This window comes from Asticcacaulis sp. P2_C5 (assembly GCF_056404555.1).
Genome location: NZ_JBFUDU010000002.1, coordinates 277927 through 292989 on the forward strand (window position 1 = coordinate 277927; position 15063 = coordinate 292989).

Sequence of the window (15063 nt, forward strand, 5' to 3'; positions counted from 1 at the left end):
AGGACTCGCTTGGTGCTCGTCTGTCGGAGATTTTCTGCTGTGCTGAATCCTAGGTGAGGCCCCCCTCCGTCAGCGCTAAGCCTCTTTAACGACCTGAAGGTCGTAGAGGCTTGCGCTGCCACCTCCCCCGCGTGGCGGTGGAGTATAAGATAGCTAAAACAATGGCTTATACCTCCCCGCGAAGTGGGGAGGGGGACCGCCCGAGGTCAAGCTAAACGAAGTGAAGCGCTGCCCGAAGGGTGGTGGTGGGGGCCTTACCGGCACTGCCAATCTACGCAAACAGCTGAATGTTATCGTCTTTTTGGAATGTGCGAATTGCCCAGTGGACTACTTGCCCCTAATGCCCCGGCGGCGGACCGACCAGAATGTCGCGCTTGCCAACGTGGTTGGCCGGACCGACAACGCCTTCGCGTTCCATCTTTTCCATCAGGGATGCAGCGCGGTTATAGCCGATCTGCAGCTTGCGCTGGATATACGAGGTCGAGGCCTTGCGATCGAAGGTGACGAAATAGACCGCCTTGTCATACAGGTCATCGCCGGACCCGGCACCGCCTTCACCCCCGCCCGTGTCGCCGCCGCTGTCTTCCTCGCCGCCATAGGTGACGTCGTCGAGATAGTTGGGCTGGCCCTGTTCGCGCAGGAACTGGGCCACGGCCTCGACTTCCTGGTCGGAGACGAAAGGACCGTGCAGGCGGGTGATACGGCCGCCGCCGGCCATGTAAAGCATGTCGCCCTGACCCAGCAGCTGTTCGGCGCCCTGTTCGCCGAGGATTGTGCGCGAGTCGATCTTCGACGTGACCTGGAAGGAAATACGGGTCGGGAAGTTGGCCTTGATGGTGCCGGTGATAACGTCGACCGATGGACGTTGGGTAGCCATGATCAGGTGGATGCCGGCGGCGCGGGCCATCTGCGCCAGACGCTGGACGGCGCCTTCGATGTCCTTGCCGGCGACCATCATCAGGTCGGCGACCTCGTCGACCACGACGACCAGGTACGGCATGGGCTCGGGCACCATTTCGTCGAATTCGTAGACGGGCTGGCCGGTCTCATCGAAACCGGTCTGGACCTTGCGGACGAAGTTCTTGCCTTCAGCCGCCGTGGCACGGGCGCGTTCATTGAAGCTGGCGATGTTGCGCACGCCGATCTTCGACATGCGGCGGTAGCGGTCCTCCATCTCCTTGACCGTCCATTTCAGCGCCACCACAGCCTTTTTGGGATCGGTGACGACCGGGGCCAGCAGGTGCGGGATACCGTCATAGACGCTGAGTTCCAGCATCTTGGGGTCGATCATGATGAACTTGCACTGTTCCGGATCGAGCCGGTACAGGATGGACAGGATCATGGCGTTGACGCCGACCGACTTGCCCGAACCGGTGGTGCCGGCGATCAAAAGGTGGGGCATCTTGGCCAGGTCGGTGATGTAGGGCTCGCCGCCGATGGTTTCGCCCAGCGCCATGGGCAGGGCGTGGCCGGCGCGCTCGAACTCGGCCGAGGCCAGCAGATCGCGCAGATAGACGGTTTCACGGACGTGGTTCGGCAGTTCGATGCCGATGGCGTTACGCCCCTGGACGACGCTGACGCGGCAGGAACGGGCCGACATGTTGCGGGCGATGTCGTCAGCCAGGGCGACGACGCGCGCGCCCTTCACGCCGGCGGCGGGCGCCAGTTCGTACAGGGTGACGACCGGACCCGGGCGGATCTGATCGATGACGCCGCGGACACCGAATTCGGCCAGGACGCTTTCCAGCATACGGGCGTTCTGGCGCAGGGATTCCTCGTCGACCGTGTGACTGCGTGGCTTGGGCTTGGCCAGGATCGACAGCTCGGGCAGGCGGAAATTGCCGGGGCGGAGGAAATCGAAAACCGGCTGCTTTTCGGCGGCTTCGCGGGCCGAGGGTTTAAGCGGCGCGACGTGGGGCTCCTCGATCATCGGGCGGATGACCGGTTCGGTCCGCTCAACCGGCCGCTCTGCCGGGGCCAGGTTGACGCGTGGCGTCGGGACGGGGTCGAGGTCATCGACCTCGTCGAAATCTTCTTCATCGACAAAGGTCGGAACAGGCTTGGCCTTGGGCAGGCGCGCCGGTTTCGGCTTGGTTGTGACGGTGGCGTCGCGTGTATTGTTGGCGCCCAGGCGGGCGACCAGACGCTCCAGACCCATGGCGTCGACCGCGCGTTGGGTGACGTCGCTGAGGCCGCGGCTGATATGGAGATAGTGGTTGAGCTTGAGGCTGAGCGCCTGGTTGAAGCCGTAGAAGGCCAGGCCGCCGAAGACCAGGCTGGCGAAGACGGCGCCGGCCGGCAAATGCATGAAATCGAACACCGATTTCAACAGGTTGTTGATCCCCGATCCCCAGAAACCGCCGATGCTTTGTTGCAGCACCGGGTCACCCGAGGTCATCAGCGGAGCTATGGCGGCGCTCAGGCCCAGCACGAACAGCGTCGCCCACAGGGCATGCAGGCGCAGTTTTCGCCGCGTCTGGTCCGGGTCATGCTGGAAGATGCGCTGCAGGCCGAACCAGATCATCAGGGCCGCTGCCGGCCAGGCGGCCAGGCCCAGCGACTGGACGCCGATATCGGACATGGTCGCGCCGAAACCGCCCAGCGCATTATGGACACGGCCATGGGTAACCGTGTTCAGACTGGGGTCGTCGGCACGGTAGGTCGCCAGCGCGACGAAGCCCGCTACGCCCGTCAGGGTCACAAAGGCGCCGCGCAGGCGGGCCATGACCGAAGATCGCCAAACAGCGCTCATGTGACTTTCAAATGCGTTCCAAACGGTAAGGGTCAGGCTGGACATGGTAGTCGTACTTCAGAAGGGCGGTTCTGCGCAGATCGCGGGTTCGACTCCCAGATGTCATGAAAAGGGTTAAGAGCGGTTTACTATGTTGGAAGAAAGTCGCAGGGCAGGGTCACGGACCCTGCACCCGATACTCGACGTGCCCGTTGTACTGCATAGGGGATTACCGACTCAAGACTTTGACAGGCGCTCCATCAGGAAGCGGCGCTCAGCCGGATGGTGGGAAAGCGACAAAGCGCGTCTGTAGGACGCCTCAAAGTCACCAGAACCCATCCGTCTTTGCAAATCAGCCTTGGCGGCGAAGGCCAGGGCATAGGTGTCGAGGTCGCCGCGCGCCATGACGGTTTCCAGCTCCGCCAGGCCGGCCGCCGGACCATCGCGCTGACCGATAGCGACAGCGCGGTTCAGCGCAATGACCGGTGAAGGGGTAATACGCAGCAGCACATCATACAGGCCGGTGATTTGCCCCCAGTCGGTATCGCTAAAACTGGCGGCGGCGGTGTGGAGTTCGACGATCGCCGCCTGCAGGATATAGGGACCGACGCGGCGCGCGGTCAGGGCGCGTTCGATCAAGCCCTGTGCCTCGGCGATCTGCGGCCGGTTCCATTGCGCGCGGTCCTGGTCTTCGAGCAGGACAATGTCGCCAGACGGGTCGAGGCGCGTCGATTGGCGGGCGTCGTGCAACAGCATCAGAGCCACCAGGCCCAAGGCTTCGGAATCGTCGAGCAGTTCGACAACCAGCCGGCCGAGGCGGATGGCTTCGGCGCACAGGTCGTGGCGGATAAAGTCGGGCCCGTCCACCGCGGCATAGCCGGCATTGAAGATCAGATAGATAACCTGAAGCACGCTGTCGAGGCGCTGCGGCAGTTCGGAGGCTTCCGGCACTTCATAGGGAATAGCGCTGTCACGGATTTTCGCCTTGGCGCGAACGATGCGCTGGGCGATCGTCGGGGCGGGCGTCAGATAGGCAGCCGCGATGGCTTCCGTCGTCAGGCCGGCGATCTCCCGCAAGGTCAGCGCGACGCGGCTATCAGGCGCCAGGTTGGGGTGACAACACATGAAGATGAGCCGCAACTGGTCGTCCATGTCGTCGGTGATGGCGATCTCGTCGTAAGCCGGCTTAAGCGCCGCCAGCTCAGGCAGGGCTTCATCGAGGAGCGATTGACGACGCCAACGGTCGATGACACGAAACCGGCCGGTCGAGACCAGCCAGGCATAGGGATTGGCGGGCAGTCCTGTTGCGGGCCAGGAGGCGGCCGCGGCGGCAAAGGCTTCGTGGACACCCTCTTCGGCGGCATCGAAACCGCCGAGCAGACGGATCAGGGTCGCGCGCACACGGCGGCTTTCGGTGCGATATAGCTCGTCCAGCGCCGTGTGCGTCGCGTCATCTGTCACAGTTTGGGCCGCGGTTTGGAATAGTCGATGGCCGGGCGGATCTCAACATGGCCCAGGCGTGCGTGCGGCATCTCGCCGACGATGCGGATGGCTTCGTTAAGATCACGCGCCTCGATAACGACGAGGCCGCCGAGCATTTCCTTGGTTTCCATGAAGGGCCCGTCGGTGGAAGACACCTTGCCGTCACGCGTCGTCACGGTGACGGCTTCGTACGGCATGTTAAGCGGATAAGCGGCGACGAAATGGCCGCTGGCCTTCAGCTGCTCGGTATGGGGGCCGATATCGGCCATGACGCCATGGGCCTCGGGTGTGTCGGCGAAGGCAACCTTGGGATCGAAATAGATCAGGCAATGGTACTGCATGGGGAAAAGTCCTCTTTTGGCGATGTTACCGTGACTGGTCGTCCGGGCTGCATCGATTTCGACATCGGGCGAAAAATAATTTGGCCGGGCGTGAAGACACCGCGTCAGGGAGCCGCATTGCAGTTTAATGCTGGGCGGCTATGATGGCGGCATGAAGATCTATGACGTTATCATTGTCGGCGCCGGCATGGCCGGTTTGACCCTGGCCCTCGCTCTCGAAAAGGGCGGCCTGCAGGTCGCACTTGTCGAAAAGCAGCCGTTCGACCAACAACATGATGTGTCGTTCGATGGACGGGCGTCAGCCATAGCCTATGCCTGTTTCCGCCAGTGGAAGGCCCTTGGCGTCGGCGACGAGTTGGAAAAATCGGCGTGCCGGATGGACGAAATCTTCGTCACCGACGGCCATCTGCCAGGAGCTGCATCGCCACGGCCCCTGCCTTTCTTCCTACATTTCGCCGCCGAGGAAATATCCGACCGGACGGGTAATGAGCCCCTGGGCTATATGGTCGAAAACCGGATCACGCGCAAAGTGCTGCATCAGGCCGTGACCGAACGCGGAATCGATCTGATCGTGCCGGCTGCGGTAACTGAATGGCGCGATGGTGCCAGTTTTGCCGAGGTCGACCTCGATACGGGTGAGACCCTGCGGGCGCCGGTGGTGGTGTCGGCCGAGGGACGGCGGTCATTCTTGCGCGACAAGGCCGGGATCGGTCATGTCGGCTGGGACTATGCCCAGAGCGCAGTGGTGGCCACCGTGCAAATGGAAAAGCCGCATAATCACGTCGCCTATGAGCACTTCCTGCCGTCGGGACCATTTGCCATCCTGCCCCTGACCGACAACCGGGCCTGCATCGTGTGGTCGGAGAGCCATGCCAAGGCGAAAGCCCTGATGGCGGCCAGCGACGGCTTTTTCTACGACCATCTGCTGGCGCGATTCGGCGAATTTCTCGGCGAGGTCACCCTGGTCGGTGAGCGGTTTATCTATCCGCTCGGCCTTGGGCTGGCCGAAGACATGTACAAGGGGCGGTTGGCGCTGTTGGGCGATGCGGCCCATGGCATCCATCCGATCGCCGGGCAGGGTTTGAACCTGGGGCTGAAGGACGTAGCGGCCCTGGCTGAAGTGCTGATCGAAGCTGTGCGTCTGGGTGAGGATATTGGGACGGAGATTGTGCTGGAACGCTATGCCAAATGGCGGCGGTTCGACAATGTTTCGACCTCGGTGGTGATGGACGGGTTTGTCCATCTGTTCTCAAACGGCAACCCGGTTTTGCGGGCCGTGCGTGACGTCGGAATGGGATTGTTCAACCGCGTCGGCCTGTTGCGGCGGTTTGTCATGGAAGACGCAGGTGCTGCGACAGGCAGCTTGCCGAAACTGCTGCGTGGGGAGCTGGTTTAATTCGCAAAAAAGTCCTTCGCTGACGCTCAGTGTACTTTTTCGCGTCAGGCCTTTTGCGGTTCGAACTTGCGCGCCTGGTCGACCAGCATGATGGGGACGCCCGAGCGTATCGGGAAGGCCAAGCCGACCGTCGGGGAGACCAGTTCCTGGGCCGACCGGTCATAGGTCAGCGGACGGCGCGTCACCGGGCAGACCAGGGCTTCGAGCAGGCGCGGGTCGACTTCGAGGATGGGCTTGGGAGCTTCGGACGTATCGTTCATGTGTGTCGCCTGTCGAAAGGAAGAAAGTGCTCCGCCCGGCGCTTCGCGCCACCCTCCCCAGCCTCGGCGGCAGCCAAAACGGGGTGGGCAAAAAAAATAGGCGAAGATGGGATCTGAACTAGCTGAACAGCATCGAGGCCAGGCGGCGGCGGCCGGCCTTGGCCAGGTCCGAACCGTTGCCGATGGCGGTAAAGATCTTGAACAGATATTGCCGGGCGGCCTGCTGGTTCCATTCCGGATCGTACTTGACGATTTCGAGCAGCTGGTTGATCGCTTCGACGGTTTCTCCCTGACCGGCCAGGGCGCGGCCCAGGTCGTACATGGCGTCGAAATCGCGCGGATCGGTCGCCAGGCGCGCCCTCAACCCGTTGATATCGGTCGGAGCGCCTTCCGCCAGTTCCAGCGCGGCGCGCAGGCCAAGGATATCGGCGTCCTTGGTGTCGGCCGGCACCATGTCGAGAAAGGCCTTGGCCTGATCCGGTTGCTGGACCTTGAGATACAGACGCGCCACGCCGGCAATGGCCTTGGTATTGGCGGGATCCTGCTCGAGCATAAAGCTGTAGGCTTCCAGCGCGCTGGTGATGTCGCCATCGTCAGCCGATTGTTGCGCCAGAGCCAGGGTTTCGTCGATGGTCGGGCCCGAGTCGCTGATCCCCAGCTTTTCGATGAAGGCGCGGACCTCGGTTTCCGACTTGGCGCCCATGAAACCGTCGACCGGGCGGCCGCCCTTGAAGGCATAGACGGTCGGAATCGACTGGACCCGCAACTGGGCGGCAATGGCCTGGTTCTGGTCGACGTCGATCTTGACCAGCTTGACCTTGCCCTTGGCTTCCTTGATCACTTTTTCAAGCGCCGGGGTCAGTTGGCGGCACGGCCCGCACCACGTCGCCCAGAAATCGACGATCACCGTCGTCTCCATCGAAGCCTCGATCACGTCGGCCATGAAGTTCTTTTCGCTGCCGTCGATGATGTTGGGGTCGGTGCCGGCCATGGGATACCCTCGATATTAAGGAATGTCAGGCCCGTGAAATGGGCTCGCCGCCATAAGGAGTCAAGCCGACAATTTCGTGAAATCGATGACGACAAGATCGCGGCCAAGCCAGTCAATGAATTTTCGAAAATCGCCTTGGGGCAAGGACGTCGTCGCCGTATTGGTCAGGGGATGGAAGTTGACGATATCGGCGTCGAACAGGGCCTGATCGAGGATAAATTTGACGTTTTTGTCCGGGTCGTTAACCAGGCCAAACGCCGTGACCGAACCAGGCCGCACCCCCAGCGCCTTGTACAGCCGCTCTTCGGAGCCGAAGCTGAGACGGCCGGAACCGATGATCTTCGGCAGGGTTTTCAGGTTGATCTGGGTCGATTGCTCGGCCGAGATCAGCCGCAACTGACCCTTGTCGTCCTTGAGGAACAGGTTCTTGGTGTGGGCGCCCGCCAGCTGCGACTTTATGTCGTCGCCCTCGCCGACACGGAAGACCGCCTCATGCCACAGTGTGCTTGTTTTCAGGCCCAAATCGGCTAAGGCTTCGAGCAGGCTTTCGGGTGTGTAATGCGGTTCGGTCGTCATGACCGCAAACTGGCCGCATTCGTCCGGAATATCAAGATTTTGCGTGACGGAAGATACCCATGGAACTCGAATGCTTTGTCATGACCACCTATCCCCCCGAAATCGTGCCGGGACGGCCCGATCGCGACTGGATGGATGATTTTCAGGCGCGCTTTCCCTATCGCTGCCTGCCGCTGGTCATGGCCAATACGACGGGCTGGGAGATCTTGGTGCCGGTCGATTTTACGGTAATCTGGAACGGTGGTCCGGGTAAGGACGACCTGGTCATATCCTGCGACCAGGACCCCGACTATAGCCTGGAACACGTCGTGACATCGCACTTTACCCATGGCGTGCTGACCTTCCATACCGGCTACATGTTCCGCACACCGCCGGGCTATGTCATATGGGCCGGTGGTGCGCCCAACTTCATCAAGGACGGTATCCAACCCCTGACCGGCCTTGTCGAGACCGATTGGCTGCCCTTCCCCTTCACCATGAACTGGCGGATGACGCGGCCGGGCATGGTCAGCTTCAAGAAGGGTGAGCCCTTCTGCTTCATCCAGGTGTTCGAGCACAAGAAGATGGACCAGATTCAACCGGTCATCAAAGGGCTGGATACGGACCCCGACCTGAAGAAGCAGTTTGATGCCTGGGCAACGACGCGCGACGCCTTCAACAAATCGCTGACCTCACGCGATCCGGAAGCGGTCAAGGCCGGCTGGCAGAAGTTCTACTTCAAGGGCGAGAAGCCGACGCCGCAGGGCGAGATGGTGCCCCACGACGGCGATCACATGAACCGCCGCCGGCTTAAGGCGCCCAAGGTTATCCGGACGAAGAAGTAGGACTCAGCGTCGATCGTCGGACCGCTCGACGGGGCGGACGATGCGCGATTCGAGATTGCCGCGGACCGAACGGGCGTCATAGGCATTGGCATTGCCGTCGGGCTTCGGGCCCTTGTGCATGATGATTTCGGCGCTGGCTTCGTAGCGGGTATATTCCTGCGTCATGAAGTCGTCGTCGAAACCCATGCCCCACGCCGTCCAGCGGCTGCGGCCGTAGTAGCGCCACGACAGTCCACCATAATAGGGGAAGGGATCGCTGCGCACGGTACGCTTCTTTTCGTCGGTGCCGCGGGTAACCACTTCGAACCAGTCATAGCCTTCGCTGGTCGTCAGTTCGGCGGCGCGATACAGCATGTAGTTTTCGACCGTGTCGCGCGACGTCATGTCATTGCCGGCGAAGGTCAGGCGGAAACGGCCTTCTTCGAGTTTGGTTTCGGAATAGCCCGGACGATAGCTCCTCTGCGACGTCATGTCAGCGGGCGCATAGGGCGTCGGCGTGGCGCAGGCAGACAGCAAGGCCAGGGCCGTACAGGCAGTTGCAGTCAGAAGAAGCTTTTTCATGGTATGTCGACCCACCTGGATTGGTTAATTTTGCCGGATATTCCTCCCTAATCTTGTATCCGTCAATGTGGTGAAATTAGGTCGCACGCGAATCGCCTTACGGCGATTGCCGTGCTGGTTTTTCTTTTAGCCTCAGTCGCCGGCGGCCACATCCGTGGCCTTAGGCTTACGCGCCAAACGTGGCGCGGGCGCTCAATGCGCCAGGCAAGACTGCGGTGGATGCGACACCGACAGAGATTTATCCGGACAGTCCTAGGCCCGCGTCAACTCCAGTGTACCATGAGCCAGGATCAGCAGGGCAATCAGCATCAGGACAATGCCGGCACCGATATCAAACCGCTGCTTGTTACGCGGTTCCTGCAGGACATGTGACAGGCTGACGGCCATCATGCCGTAGCTGGTCATGGACAGGATATCCATGCCGACGGCGGTGGCGGCGAAGACCGACATCTGCGCTGGCATCGGCCGCGCGATGTCGACAAACGGCGGCAGGACGGCGGTAAAAAACAGCAGGACCTTGGGATTCAGCATCTGGACGACAAAGCCGTCGACCAGGGTCTGCAGCAGGGTCCGGGTTTCAGCCGGGGACATGAAGCGCGGATCGATGACTTCGTCGCCGACCTTCAGCGCATGGCGAAAGGTCTGGAATCCCAGCCAGCCGAGATAGAGGCCGCCTAGGATCGTCATGACCCGGAAAACGAGTGGAAAGGTCGTCATCAGGACCTGCAGGCCCAGGGCGCTGGCGATGAACCAGACCAGGCTGGCCGCATTGACGCCAATGACGCCGGTTAAGACGCGCGACTTCTTTCCGGCCAATCCTGTGCGAACGAAGAACAGATTGGCGGGACCCGGCGAAATAGCCATGAAAAACATGGCGACCAGAAAAGCGTAATATTTCTCGGGATCGACGGGCGAGGTCACAGGGCAAATCCTTTGTCCGGACGGGCGATAATGGGTTTTCCGGGGTGCGTCAATCAGGCCGCGGCTATGACCTCGATTTCGACCAGCCATTGCGGATCCAGCGTCGTGACGACGATGGCTGTGGTCGGCACCACACGGCCATTTAGCGCTGTCAGGCGCGCCGTCTGGTTGGCCACGACCTGATCGCGATCGGTCAAATAGCTGGTGACGCGAACAATGTTGGCAACCGTCATGCCGGCCTCGGCCAGAATGGCGGCGATATTGGCCCAGACCAAGTGCAGTTGCGTTTCGAGATCGGCGCCGGGAAGGCTCTGGGCGTCGAGACCCATGGTGCCGGCGAGATAGACGACGCGGCTATGGCCATTGACTTCGAGGCCATGAAGATAGTCGCTACCGGTTGGATATATGGCGGAGGGGGACAAGGGTATGAGGTTCATATCGGTTTCCAATGTGTCTTTCTTGCCTAATAATCATAGTAATTTGTACCAATCTACCGAACCATGTTAAATACAGACCGCATTCAGCAGAATGGCTCGGCCCCCATGACACTTGATGATTTTGACCGAAAGATATTAGGCGCCCTGACCGTCGACGCGACGCAAAGCTATGCCGTGCTGGGCAGGACGGTCGGCTTATCGGCGCCGGCTGTGTTCGAACGCGTCCGTCGGATGCGCCAGGCCGGCGTGATCAGCGCCACCGTGGCGCGGCTGGACGGTGCGGCGATTGGCAAGCCGCTGCTGGCATTTGTCCATGTCGATTGCGAAGGTTGGGGCAAGGGACCGCGCATGACGCGGCTGAACGCCTTTCCGGAGGTCGAGGAAATGCATTCGGTGGCAGGCGATACGTCCGTCATCATGAAGGTGCGCACGGCGAGCGCTCACGCGCTGGAGGCCTTGCTGGCGCAGATCTATGCCTTGCCGGGTGTGAAGACGACGCGCAGCTACATCGCGCTGTCGACCTATCTGGACCGGCCGATCCAGGCGGGCACGACGACAACCTGGCCGATCGATCCGCGCAGCGAGATTCAGGCCGGTAACGCGTCTTACGGTGACGACTGATCGCGATGGCAGGCTGAGCTTTATCCCCGGTTCAGGGGTGGACGGCGGACCAAACGCGGCGCTATCTGGCGGTTCCTTCTAATCCACGGGCCTGGCCTTGAACTTTACTCAGCTCACCACGCCTTCGGGCCGCCTCGGCTTGCTGATCGCCGGAGGGTCGATCGCCCTGATGCTGGTTGTGGCCTGGGCGCTGCAGCCCGTGGCCGGCTTCACGCTGAATGCGGCAAGCTGGCGGTTGTTCGAGATACATCCTGCGCTCTGGGTTTCGCTGGTGACCGGGTTCGGCGCCTGGCTGATTTCGACCTGGATATGGGTGCTGAAGCCGCGCGATCCCGCCACCCGCCTGTTCGCGCTTAGCGGCCTTATGACGCTGTTGTTCACCTTTGCCTCGACGCGTCGCTTCATGGTGGCGCCGGCACCCGAATGGCTGCTGACCGTGCTGCACGCCACCAATTTTCTGGCCGCGTCGGGCTTTGGCATGGTCATGTTCTGCCTGTTCCTGATCTATCCCGGCAGGCTGCGTTTCTGGCCCTGGATCACCGTCGCCGTCGTGGCGGTCTTCGGCCTGTGGACCTTGCTGCGCGCGTTTGGCCCGTTTCAGGACTATACGGCGGTCCAGCCGATCACCTTCAGCGAGATGGTGGGTATTGTCGTGATGGCGGCGTGGCAACTGGCGGCGGCCCGCCATGACCCGCGGCAACGCGCCATCACCCTGTGGCTGGGCGCGTCGGTCCTCTTGGGGGCGGGCGGCTTTATCGCCACGGTGTCGGTGCCGATTACGCTGGGCCTGCGGCCGCTGATCATCCCGCAATATGCCTTCGGCTTTTTTCTGCTGATCTATATCGGCCTGGCGGCGGGCCTGGTGCGTTATCGCCTGTTCGAGCTTGGTGTCTGGGCGTTTCACCTGATGTTCCACGTCGGCGTGGCCCTGGCCATCCTCGCCCTCGATGCCCTGCTGATCGGCAGCCTGTCGCTAGCGCCGGGTACGGCCCTGGCGGTGGCGCTGTTCGGCATGGCCTTTATCTACATGCCGTTGCGCAGCTATGCTTGGCGGCGACTGACGCGGAGCCGCAGCCGCGACGACGGGGAGGTCTTCCGCGCGGTTATCGAGGTGGCGCTGAAGCCCAGTGGTCCGCAACGCGCCCAAAGCTGGGAAAGCCTGCTGCAGGATCTGTATCATCCGCTGGAAGTGGCGGCGGCGTCAGTTGCCGTGACCGCGCCTGCGATCGAAGCGGAAGGGCTGGCCCTGCATCTGCCGGCGGTGGCGGATTCGGCGGCGCTGATCCTACGCTATCCGCACGGTGGCCGGGCCCTGTTCAGTCCGCGCGACTTGGCCGTCGCGGAACAGATCATCGCCCTGATGCGTCACGCCGAGGAAAGTCGCGGCGCCTATGATCGCGGTGTCAGCGAGGAGCGCATGCGCATTGCCCGCGACATTCACGACAATATCGGAGCGCAATTGCTGCGCGCCCTGCATTCCGGAGCTTCCGAGCGCAAGGACGCGATGATCCGTGACACGCTGGCGGATTTGCGCGACGTCATCAACAACGCCCAGCATCAGGATTTACCACTGGCCCTGATCCTGGCCGACCTGCGCGCCGAGACCGCCGACCGGCTGAGCGCCCATGCCATTGTCCTGTTGTGGACGGTGGAGGGGACTGTGGTGGCGCCGGTGGTGCCGTCACGCGTCCACGCCCTGCGTTCGCTGGTCCGCGAGGCAACCAGCAATGCCATCAAGCACGCGGCCGCCACCACCATGACCGTGACGATCGGCATAGACGCGACTGGACTCAATTTGCATATCGAAGACAACGGGTGCGGTTTTGCGGTCGGCGCCGTTTCCCTGGGCCACGGCCTCGATAACATGAAGGCGCGCACCGAAAGTCTGGGCGGTGCGTTTTCCCTGACCAGTGCCGGGACAGGCACCTGCCTTACGGCGCGAATTCCCTTTCAGCAGAAGGACGCAGCGGTATGAAACATATACTGATCGTCGAGGATATCGGTGAAACGCGGCAATGGCTGGCGCAGGTCGTCGGGACGGCGTTTCCCGAGGCGGAAATACGCGAAGCACCGGACAGGCGCAGTGGCGTCCATGCGGCGAAGGGCGCAGCGCTCGACCTTGCCATTGTCGATCTTGGGTTGCCGGACGGATCGGGCGTCGATGTCATTACGACCATGCGCCAGTACCAGCCGGATGCCCTGGTCGTTGTCGCGACCGTGATGGGCGATGATGCCTCGATCATCGCGGCCCTGTCGGCCGGAGCGCACGGTTATCTGCTCAAGGATTCGCCGGCCGACCTGTTTGCCCGGCAGCTGGCTCAACTGGGGCAGGGCATTCCCGCCCTGTCGCCATCCGTGGCGCGGCGGATCGTCGATCACTTCCGCTCGACCGCTGTGGCGCATCAGCCGGATGCGATGCTCACCCCGCGCGAGCAGGAGGTGCTCGGTCTTATTTCCAAGGGGCTGCGGAATGCCGATGCGGCGCAGACGCTGGGCCTGACGGAAAACACGGTCGCCAGCCATATCAAGTCGATCTATTCCAAGCTGGGCATCACGTCGCGCGCCGAGGCAGCGATCCATGCCCAGCGGATGGGCCTGAACCGAGGGTAATTCCAAGTATCGCAGCTTGGCAAGGGAGACCGCCCGTCCGAGCTAATGCGAGGAGCCATCGGGGGCGCCCGTGCGACGGCGCTTGAGCTGAAAAACCCTCTCCCCTGAACAGGTGAAGACAAAATTGTCGAGATGGTCGCAACTGGCTGTATCAAGCAAGAAAGCGAGTTCAGCTCATGTCTTCCTCTTCCCCATTCATGTCACGCCGCAATTGGATGCTCACAGCCGGTGCCGCGGCCCTTTGGGCGACGATGGGTGCCGATGGCGCGGTGGCCGGGTCCAAAAAAGACGCCGCCGTGGCACCCAACAGCGACATATTTTTTTCGAACGCCAGCGCCGCTGCCCTGGCCGGCACAAAACGGGTTGTTATTGCCAACTATGTTATCGCCTTCCAGATCGAGACGTCGGATTTCCGGGAGGCGACGCGATTTAACAAGGCCGAAACGGCGGCGTCGAATGCCTGGGACAATTACGACACCGACATGATGCAGGCGATTACAGACGCCGGCTACGCCCAACTGAAGGCAGCGTTTACGGCCAAGGGAATAGAGGTCCTGGACACCTCGGTCCTGGCTGCTCAGCCGGCTTACCAGAAGATACAGAAGGCCACCGGCTTCGGTAGTCCCGCCTATTGGGGCAATGGCGATGGCAAGGCGATCCTGGTCGGTGCAACGGGCGTCGCACCGTTTCAGAGCTACGGACCCGAGACGGGTAATTTTGAACTTTACAACGGGAAAAGCAAGGAAGGCGCGCCCAACCCGCCGACCATGATGAAGCGGTTGACGCCCTATCAATTCCCCAGCTGGAAATCGACTTGGCCAAGGCGCTGGATGCCGTCGTGGTCAAGGCGTGGCAGGTGGTTGACTTCGGCAAGGTCGAGGCCGGCGCCAATCGCTGGGGCTTTGGCGGCGGAGGCGGTACGCTTGAACGCGCGGAGCACACGGCCAATGCATCGACCCATGTGCGGATTCGCGAGGAACAGTCGCGCCTGTCGTTCCGCCTGCCCACCAGCACGAACCGGTCCGGTGAAAAAGTCCGTCAGATTCCGGCGACCTACATGGCGCCGCCAAAGGATGGCGACGTCGTCGTGGCGGTTGGCAACCCGATCTTTCTGGGCTCGGACATGTTCACCCTGACGGATGTGGGTGAGACGTCAGGCCAGCGCATCACGGGGTTTCTTCTCGGTGGCGCGCAACATATCAATATCGCGGCGCACCTGAAGGATCCGACGGTGTATCAGTCGCGCGTGTCGGCGGCGGTGAACGACCTCATGGGCGCCTTTGTCGGCGCTGCGGTAGGGGTGTAAGGTGGC

General features: G+C 62.0%; 15 protein-coding genes. 6 read left to right on the forward strand and 9 right to left on the reverse strand.

Annotated elements, in window-relative coordinates; all coding sequences use genetic code 11:
• Positions 1-337: 337 nt before the first annotated feature.
• The 3 genes from AC1DXO_RS04900 to AC1DXO_RS04910 form a co-directional block, all read right to left on the reverse strand.
• Complete coding sequence (locus AC1DXO_RS04900) at positions 338-2797, reverse strand: DNA translocase FtsK (protein WP_476976975.1); 2460 nt, start codon at positions 2795-2797, stop codon at positions 338-340.
• A 171-nt stretch (positions 2798-2968) separates the two neighbouring features.
• The gene (locus AC1DXO_RS04905) at positions 2969-4192 is read right to left on the reverse strand and encodes an RNA polymerase sigma factor (protein WP_476976976.1); all 1224 of its coding nucleotides are present in this window, start codon (positions 4190-4192) and stop codon (positions 2969-2971) included.
• Positions 4189-4554, reverse strand: coding sequence for a YciI family protein (locus tag AC1DXO_RS04910; protein ID WP_476976977.1), 366 nt, complete (start codon positions 4552-4554; stop codon positions 4189-4191). The genes AC1DXO_RS04905 and AC1DXO_RS04910 overlap by 4 nt, the downstream gene beginning before the upstream one ends.
• 127 nt (positions 4555-4681) lie before the next feature.
• Between AC1DXO_RS04910 and AC1DXO_RS04915 the strand changes: the two genes are divergently transcribed.
• Entirely contained in the window at positions 4682-5950 is a 1269-nt protein-coding gene (locus AC1DXO_RS04915; RefSeq protein ID WP_476976978.1) for a UbiH/UbiF/VisC/COQ6 family ubiquinone biosynthesis hydroxylase, read from the forward strand.
• Between the two features lie 44 nt (positions 5951-5994).
• On the opposite strand, the gene AC1DXO_RS04920 is transcribed toward AC1DXO_RS04915, so the two are convergent.
• From AC1DXO_RS04920 to AC1DXO_RS04930, 3 genes are all read right to left on the reverse strand, one after another.
• Entirely contained in the window at positions 5995-6210 is a 216-nt protein-coding gene (locus tag AC1DXO_RS04920; RefSeq protein ID WP_476976979.1) for a Trm112 family protein, read from the reverse strand.
• A gap of 118 nt (positions 6211-6328) precedes the next feature.
• Positions 6329-7201 (reverse strand): thioredoxin, encoded by an 873-nt coding sequence (gene trxA, locus AC1DXO_RS04925; protein ID WP_476976980.1) that lies wholly within the window; start codon positions 7199-7201, stop codon positions 6329-6331.
• 60 nt (positions 7202-7261) lie between these two features.
• The gene (locus tag AC1DXO_RS04930; protein ID WP_476976981.1) at positions 7262-7777 is read right to left on the reverse strand and encodes a prolyl-tRNA synthetase associated domain-containing protein; all 516 of its coding nucleotides are present in this window, start codon (positions 7775-7777) and stop codon (positions 7262-7264) included.
• 59 nt (positions 7778-7836) lie between these two features.
• Between AC1DXO_RS04930 and AC1DXO_RS04935 the strand changes: the two genes are divergently transcribed.
• Positions 7837-8601 carry a DUF6065 family protein gene (locus tag AC1DXO_RS04935; protein WP_476976982.1) on the forward strand — a complete coding sequence of 255 codons (765 nt, stop codon included), beginning with the start codon at positions 7837-7839 and terminating at the stop codon, positions 8599-8601.
• A 3-nt stretch (positions 8602-8604) separates the two neighbouring features.
• On the opposite strand, the gene AC1DXO_RS04940 is transcribed toward AC1DXO_RS04935, so the two are convergent.
• From AC1DXO_RS04940 to AC1DXO_RS04950, 3 genes are all read right to left on the reverse strand, one after another.
• A complete protein-coding gene (locus AC1DXO_RS04940) occupies positions 8605-9162 on the reverse strand; it encodes a CC0125/CC1285 family lipoprotein (protein ID WP_476976983.1) in 558 nt (185 codons plus the stop codon).
• A 252-nt stretch (positions 9163-9414) separates the two neighbouring features.
• On the reverse strand, positions 9415-10083 hold the full coding sequence (locus tag AC1DXO_RS04945; RefSeq protein ID WP_476976984.1) for a LysE family translocator: 669 nt from the start codon (positions 10081-10083) through the stop codon (positions 9415-9417).
• Between the two features lie 53 nt (positions 10084-10136).
• Positions 10137-10520, reverse strand: coding sequence for a RidA family protein (locus AC1DXO_RS04950; protein ID WP_476976985.1), 384 nt, complete (start codon positions 10518-10520; stop codon positions 10137-10139).
• 105 nt (positions 10521-10625) lie between these two features.
• Here AC1DXO_RS04950 and AC1DXO_RS04955 point away from each other — a divergent pair, with 105 nt between their 5' ends.
• The 4 genes from AC1DXO_RS04955 to AC1DXO_RS04970 all read left to right on the forward strand — a co-directional run bounded on the left by AC1DXO_RS04955 (position 10626) and on the right by AC1DXO_RS04970 (position 15057).
• Positions 10626-11141 carry an Lrp/AsnC family transcriptional regulator gene (locus AC1DXO_RS04955; protein WP_476976986.1) on the forward strand — a complete coding sequence of 172 codons (516 nt, stop codon included), beginning with the start codon at positions 10626-10628 and terminating at the stop codon, positions 11139-11141.
• A 97-nt stretch (positions 11142-11238) separates the two neighbouring features.
• Positions 11239-13116 (forward strand): sensor histidine kinase, encoded by a 1878-nt coding sequence (locus AC1DXO_RS04960; RefSeq protein WP_476976987.1) that lies wholly within the window; start codon positions 11239-11241, stop codon positions 13114-13116.
• Positions 13113-13751, forward strand: coding sequence for a LuxR C-terminal-related transcriptional regulator (locus AC1DXO_RS04965; protein ID WP_476976988.1), 639 nt, complete (start codon positions 13113-13115; stop codon positions 13749-13751). Before AC1DXO_RS04960 ends, AC1DXO_RS04965 begins: the two co-directional genes overlap by 4 nt.
• A gap of 814 nt (positions 13752-14565) precedes the next feature.
• On the forward strand, positions 14566-15057 hold the full coding sequence (locus AC1DXO_RS04970; RefSeq protein WP_476976989.1) for a hypothetical protein: 492 nt from the start codon (positions 14566-14568) through the stop codon (positions 15055-15057).
• Positions 15058-15063 lie beyond the last annotated feature (6 nt).

What these genes read in the sequence shown, in the direction of transcription:
- AC1DXO_RS04965 (WP_476976988.1), top strand. Translation starts at nt 13,113, where the DNA reads ATGAAACATATACTGATCGTCGAGGATATCGGTGAAACGCGGCAATGG.
- AC1DXO_RS04940 (WP_476976983.1), bottom strand. Translation starts at nt 9,162, where the DNA reads ATGAAAAAGCTTCTTCTGACTGCAACTGCCTGTACGGCCCTGGCCTTG.
- trxA (WP_476976980.1), bottom strand. Translation starts at nt 7,201, where the DNA reads ATGGCCGGCACCGACCCCAACATCATCGACGGCAGCGAAAAGAACTTC.
- AC1DXO_RS04915 (WP_476976978.1), top strand. Translation starts at nt 4,682, where the DNA reads ATGCTGGGCGGCTATGATGGCGGCATGAAGATCTATGACGTTATCATT.
- AC1DXO_RS04910 (WP_476976977.1), bottom strand. Translation starts at nt 4,554, where the DNA reads ATGCAGTACCATTGCCTGATCTATTTCGATCCCAAGGTTGCCTTCGCC.
- AC1DXO_RS04930 (WP_476976981.1), bottom strand. Translation starts at nt 7,777, where the DNA reads ATGACGACCGAACCGCATTACACACCCGAAAGCCTGCTCGAAGCCTTA.
- AC1DXO_RS04955 (WP_476976986.1), top strand. Translation starts at nt 10,626, where the DNA reads ATGACACTTGATGATTTTGACCGAAAGATATTAGGCGCCCTGACCGTC.
- AC1DXO_RS04935 (WP_476976982.1), top strand. Translation starts at nt 7,837, where the DNA reads ATGGAACTCGAATGCTTTGTCATGACCACCTATCCCCCCGAAATCGTG.
- AC1DXO_RS04950 (WP_476976985.1), bottom strand. Translation starts at nt 10,520, where the DNA reads ATGAACCTCATACCCTTGTCCCCCTCCGCCATATATCCAACCGGTAGC.
- AC1DXO_RS04920 (WP_476976979.1), bottom strand. Translation starts at nt 6,210, where the DNA reads ATGAACGATACGTCCGAAGCTCCCAAGCCCATCCTCGAAGTCGACCCG.
- AC1DXO_RS04900 (WP_476976975.1), bottom strand. Translation starts at nt 2,797, where the DNA reads ATGTCCAGCCTGACCCTTACCGTTTGGAACGCATTTGAAAGTCACATG.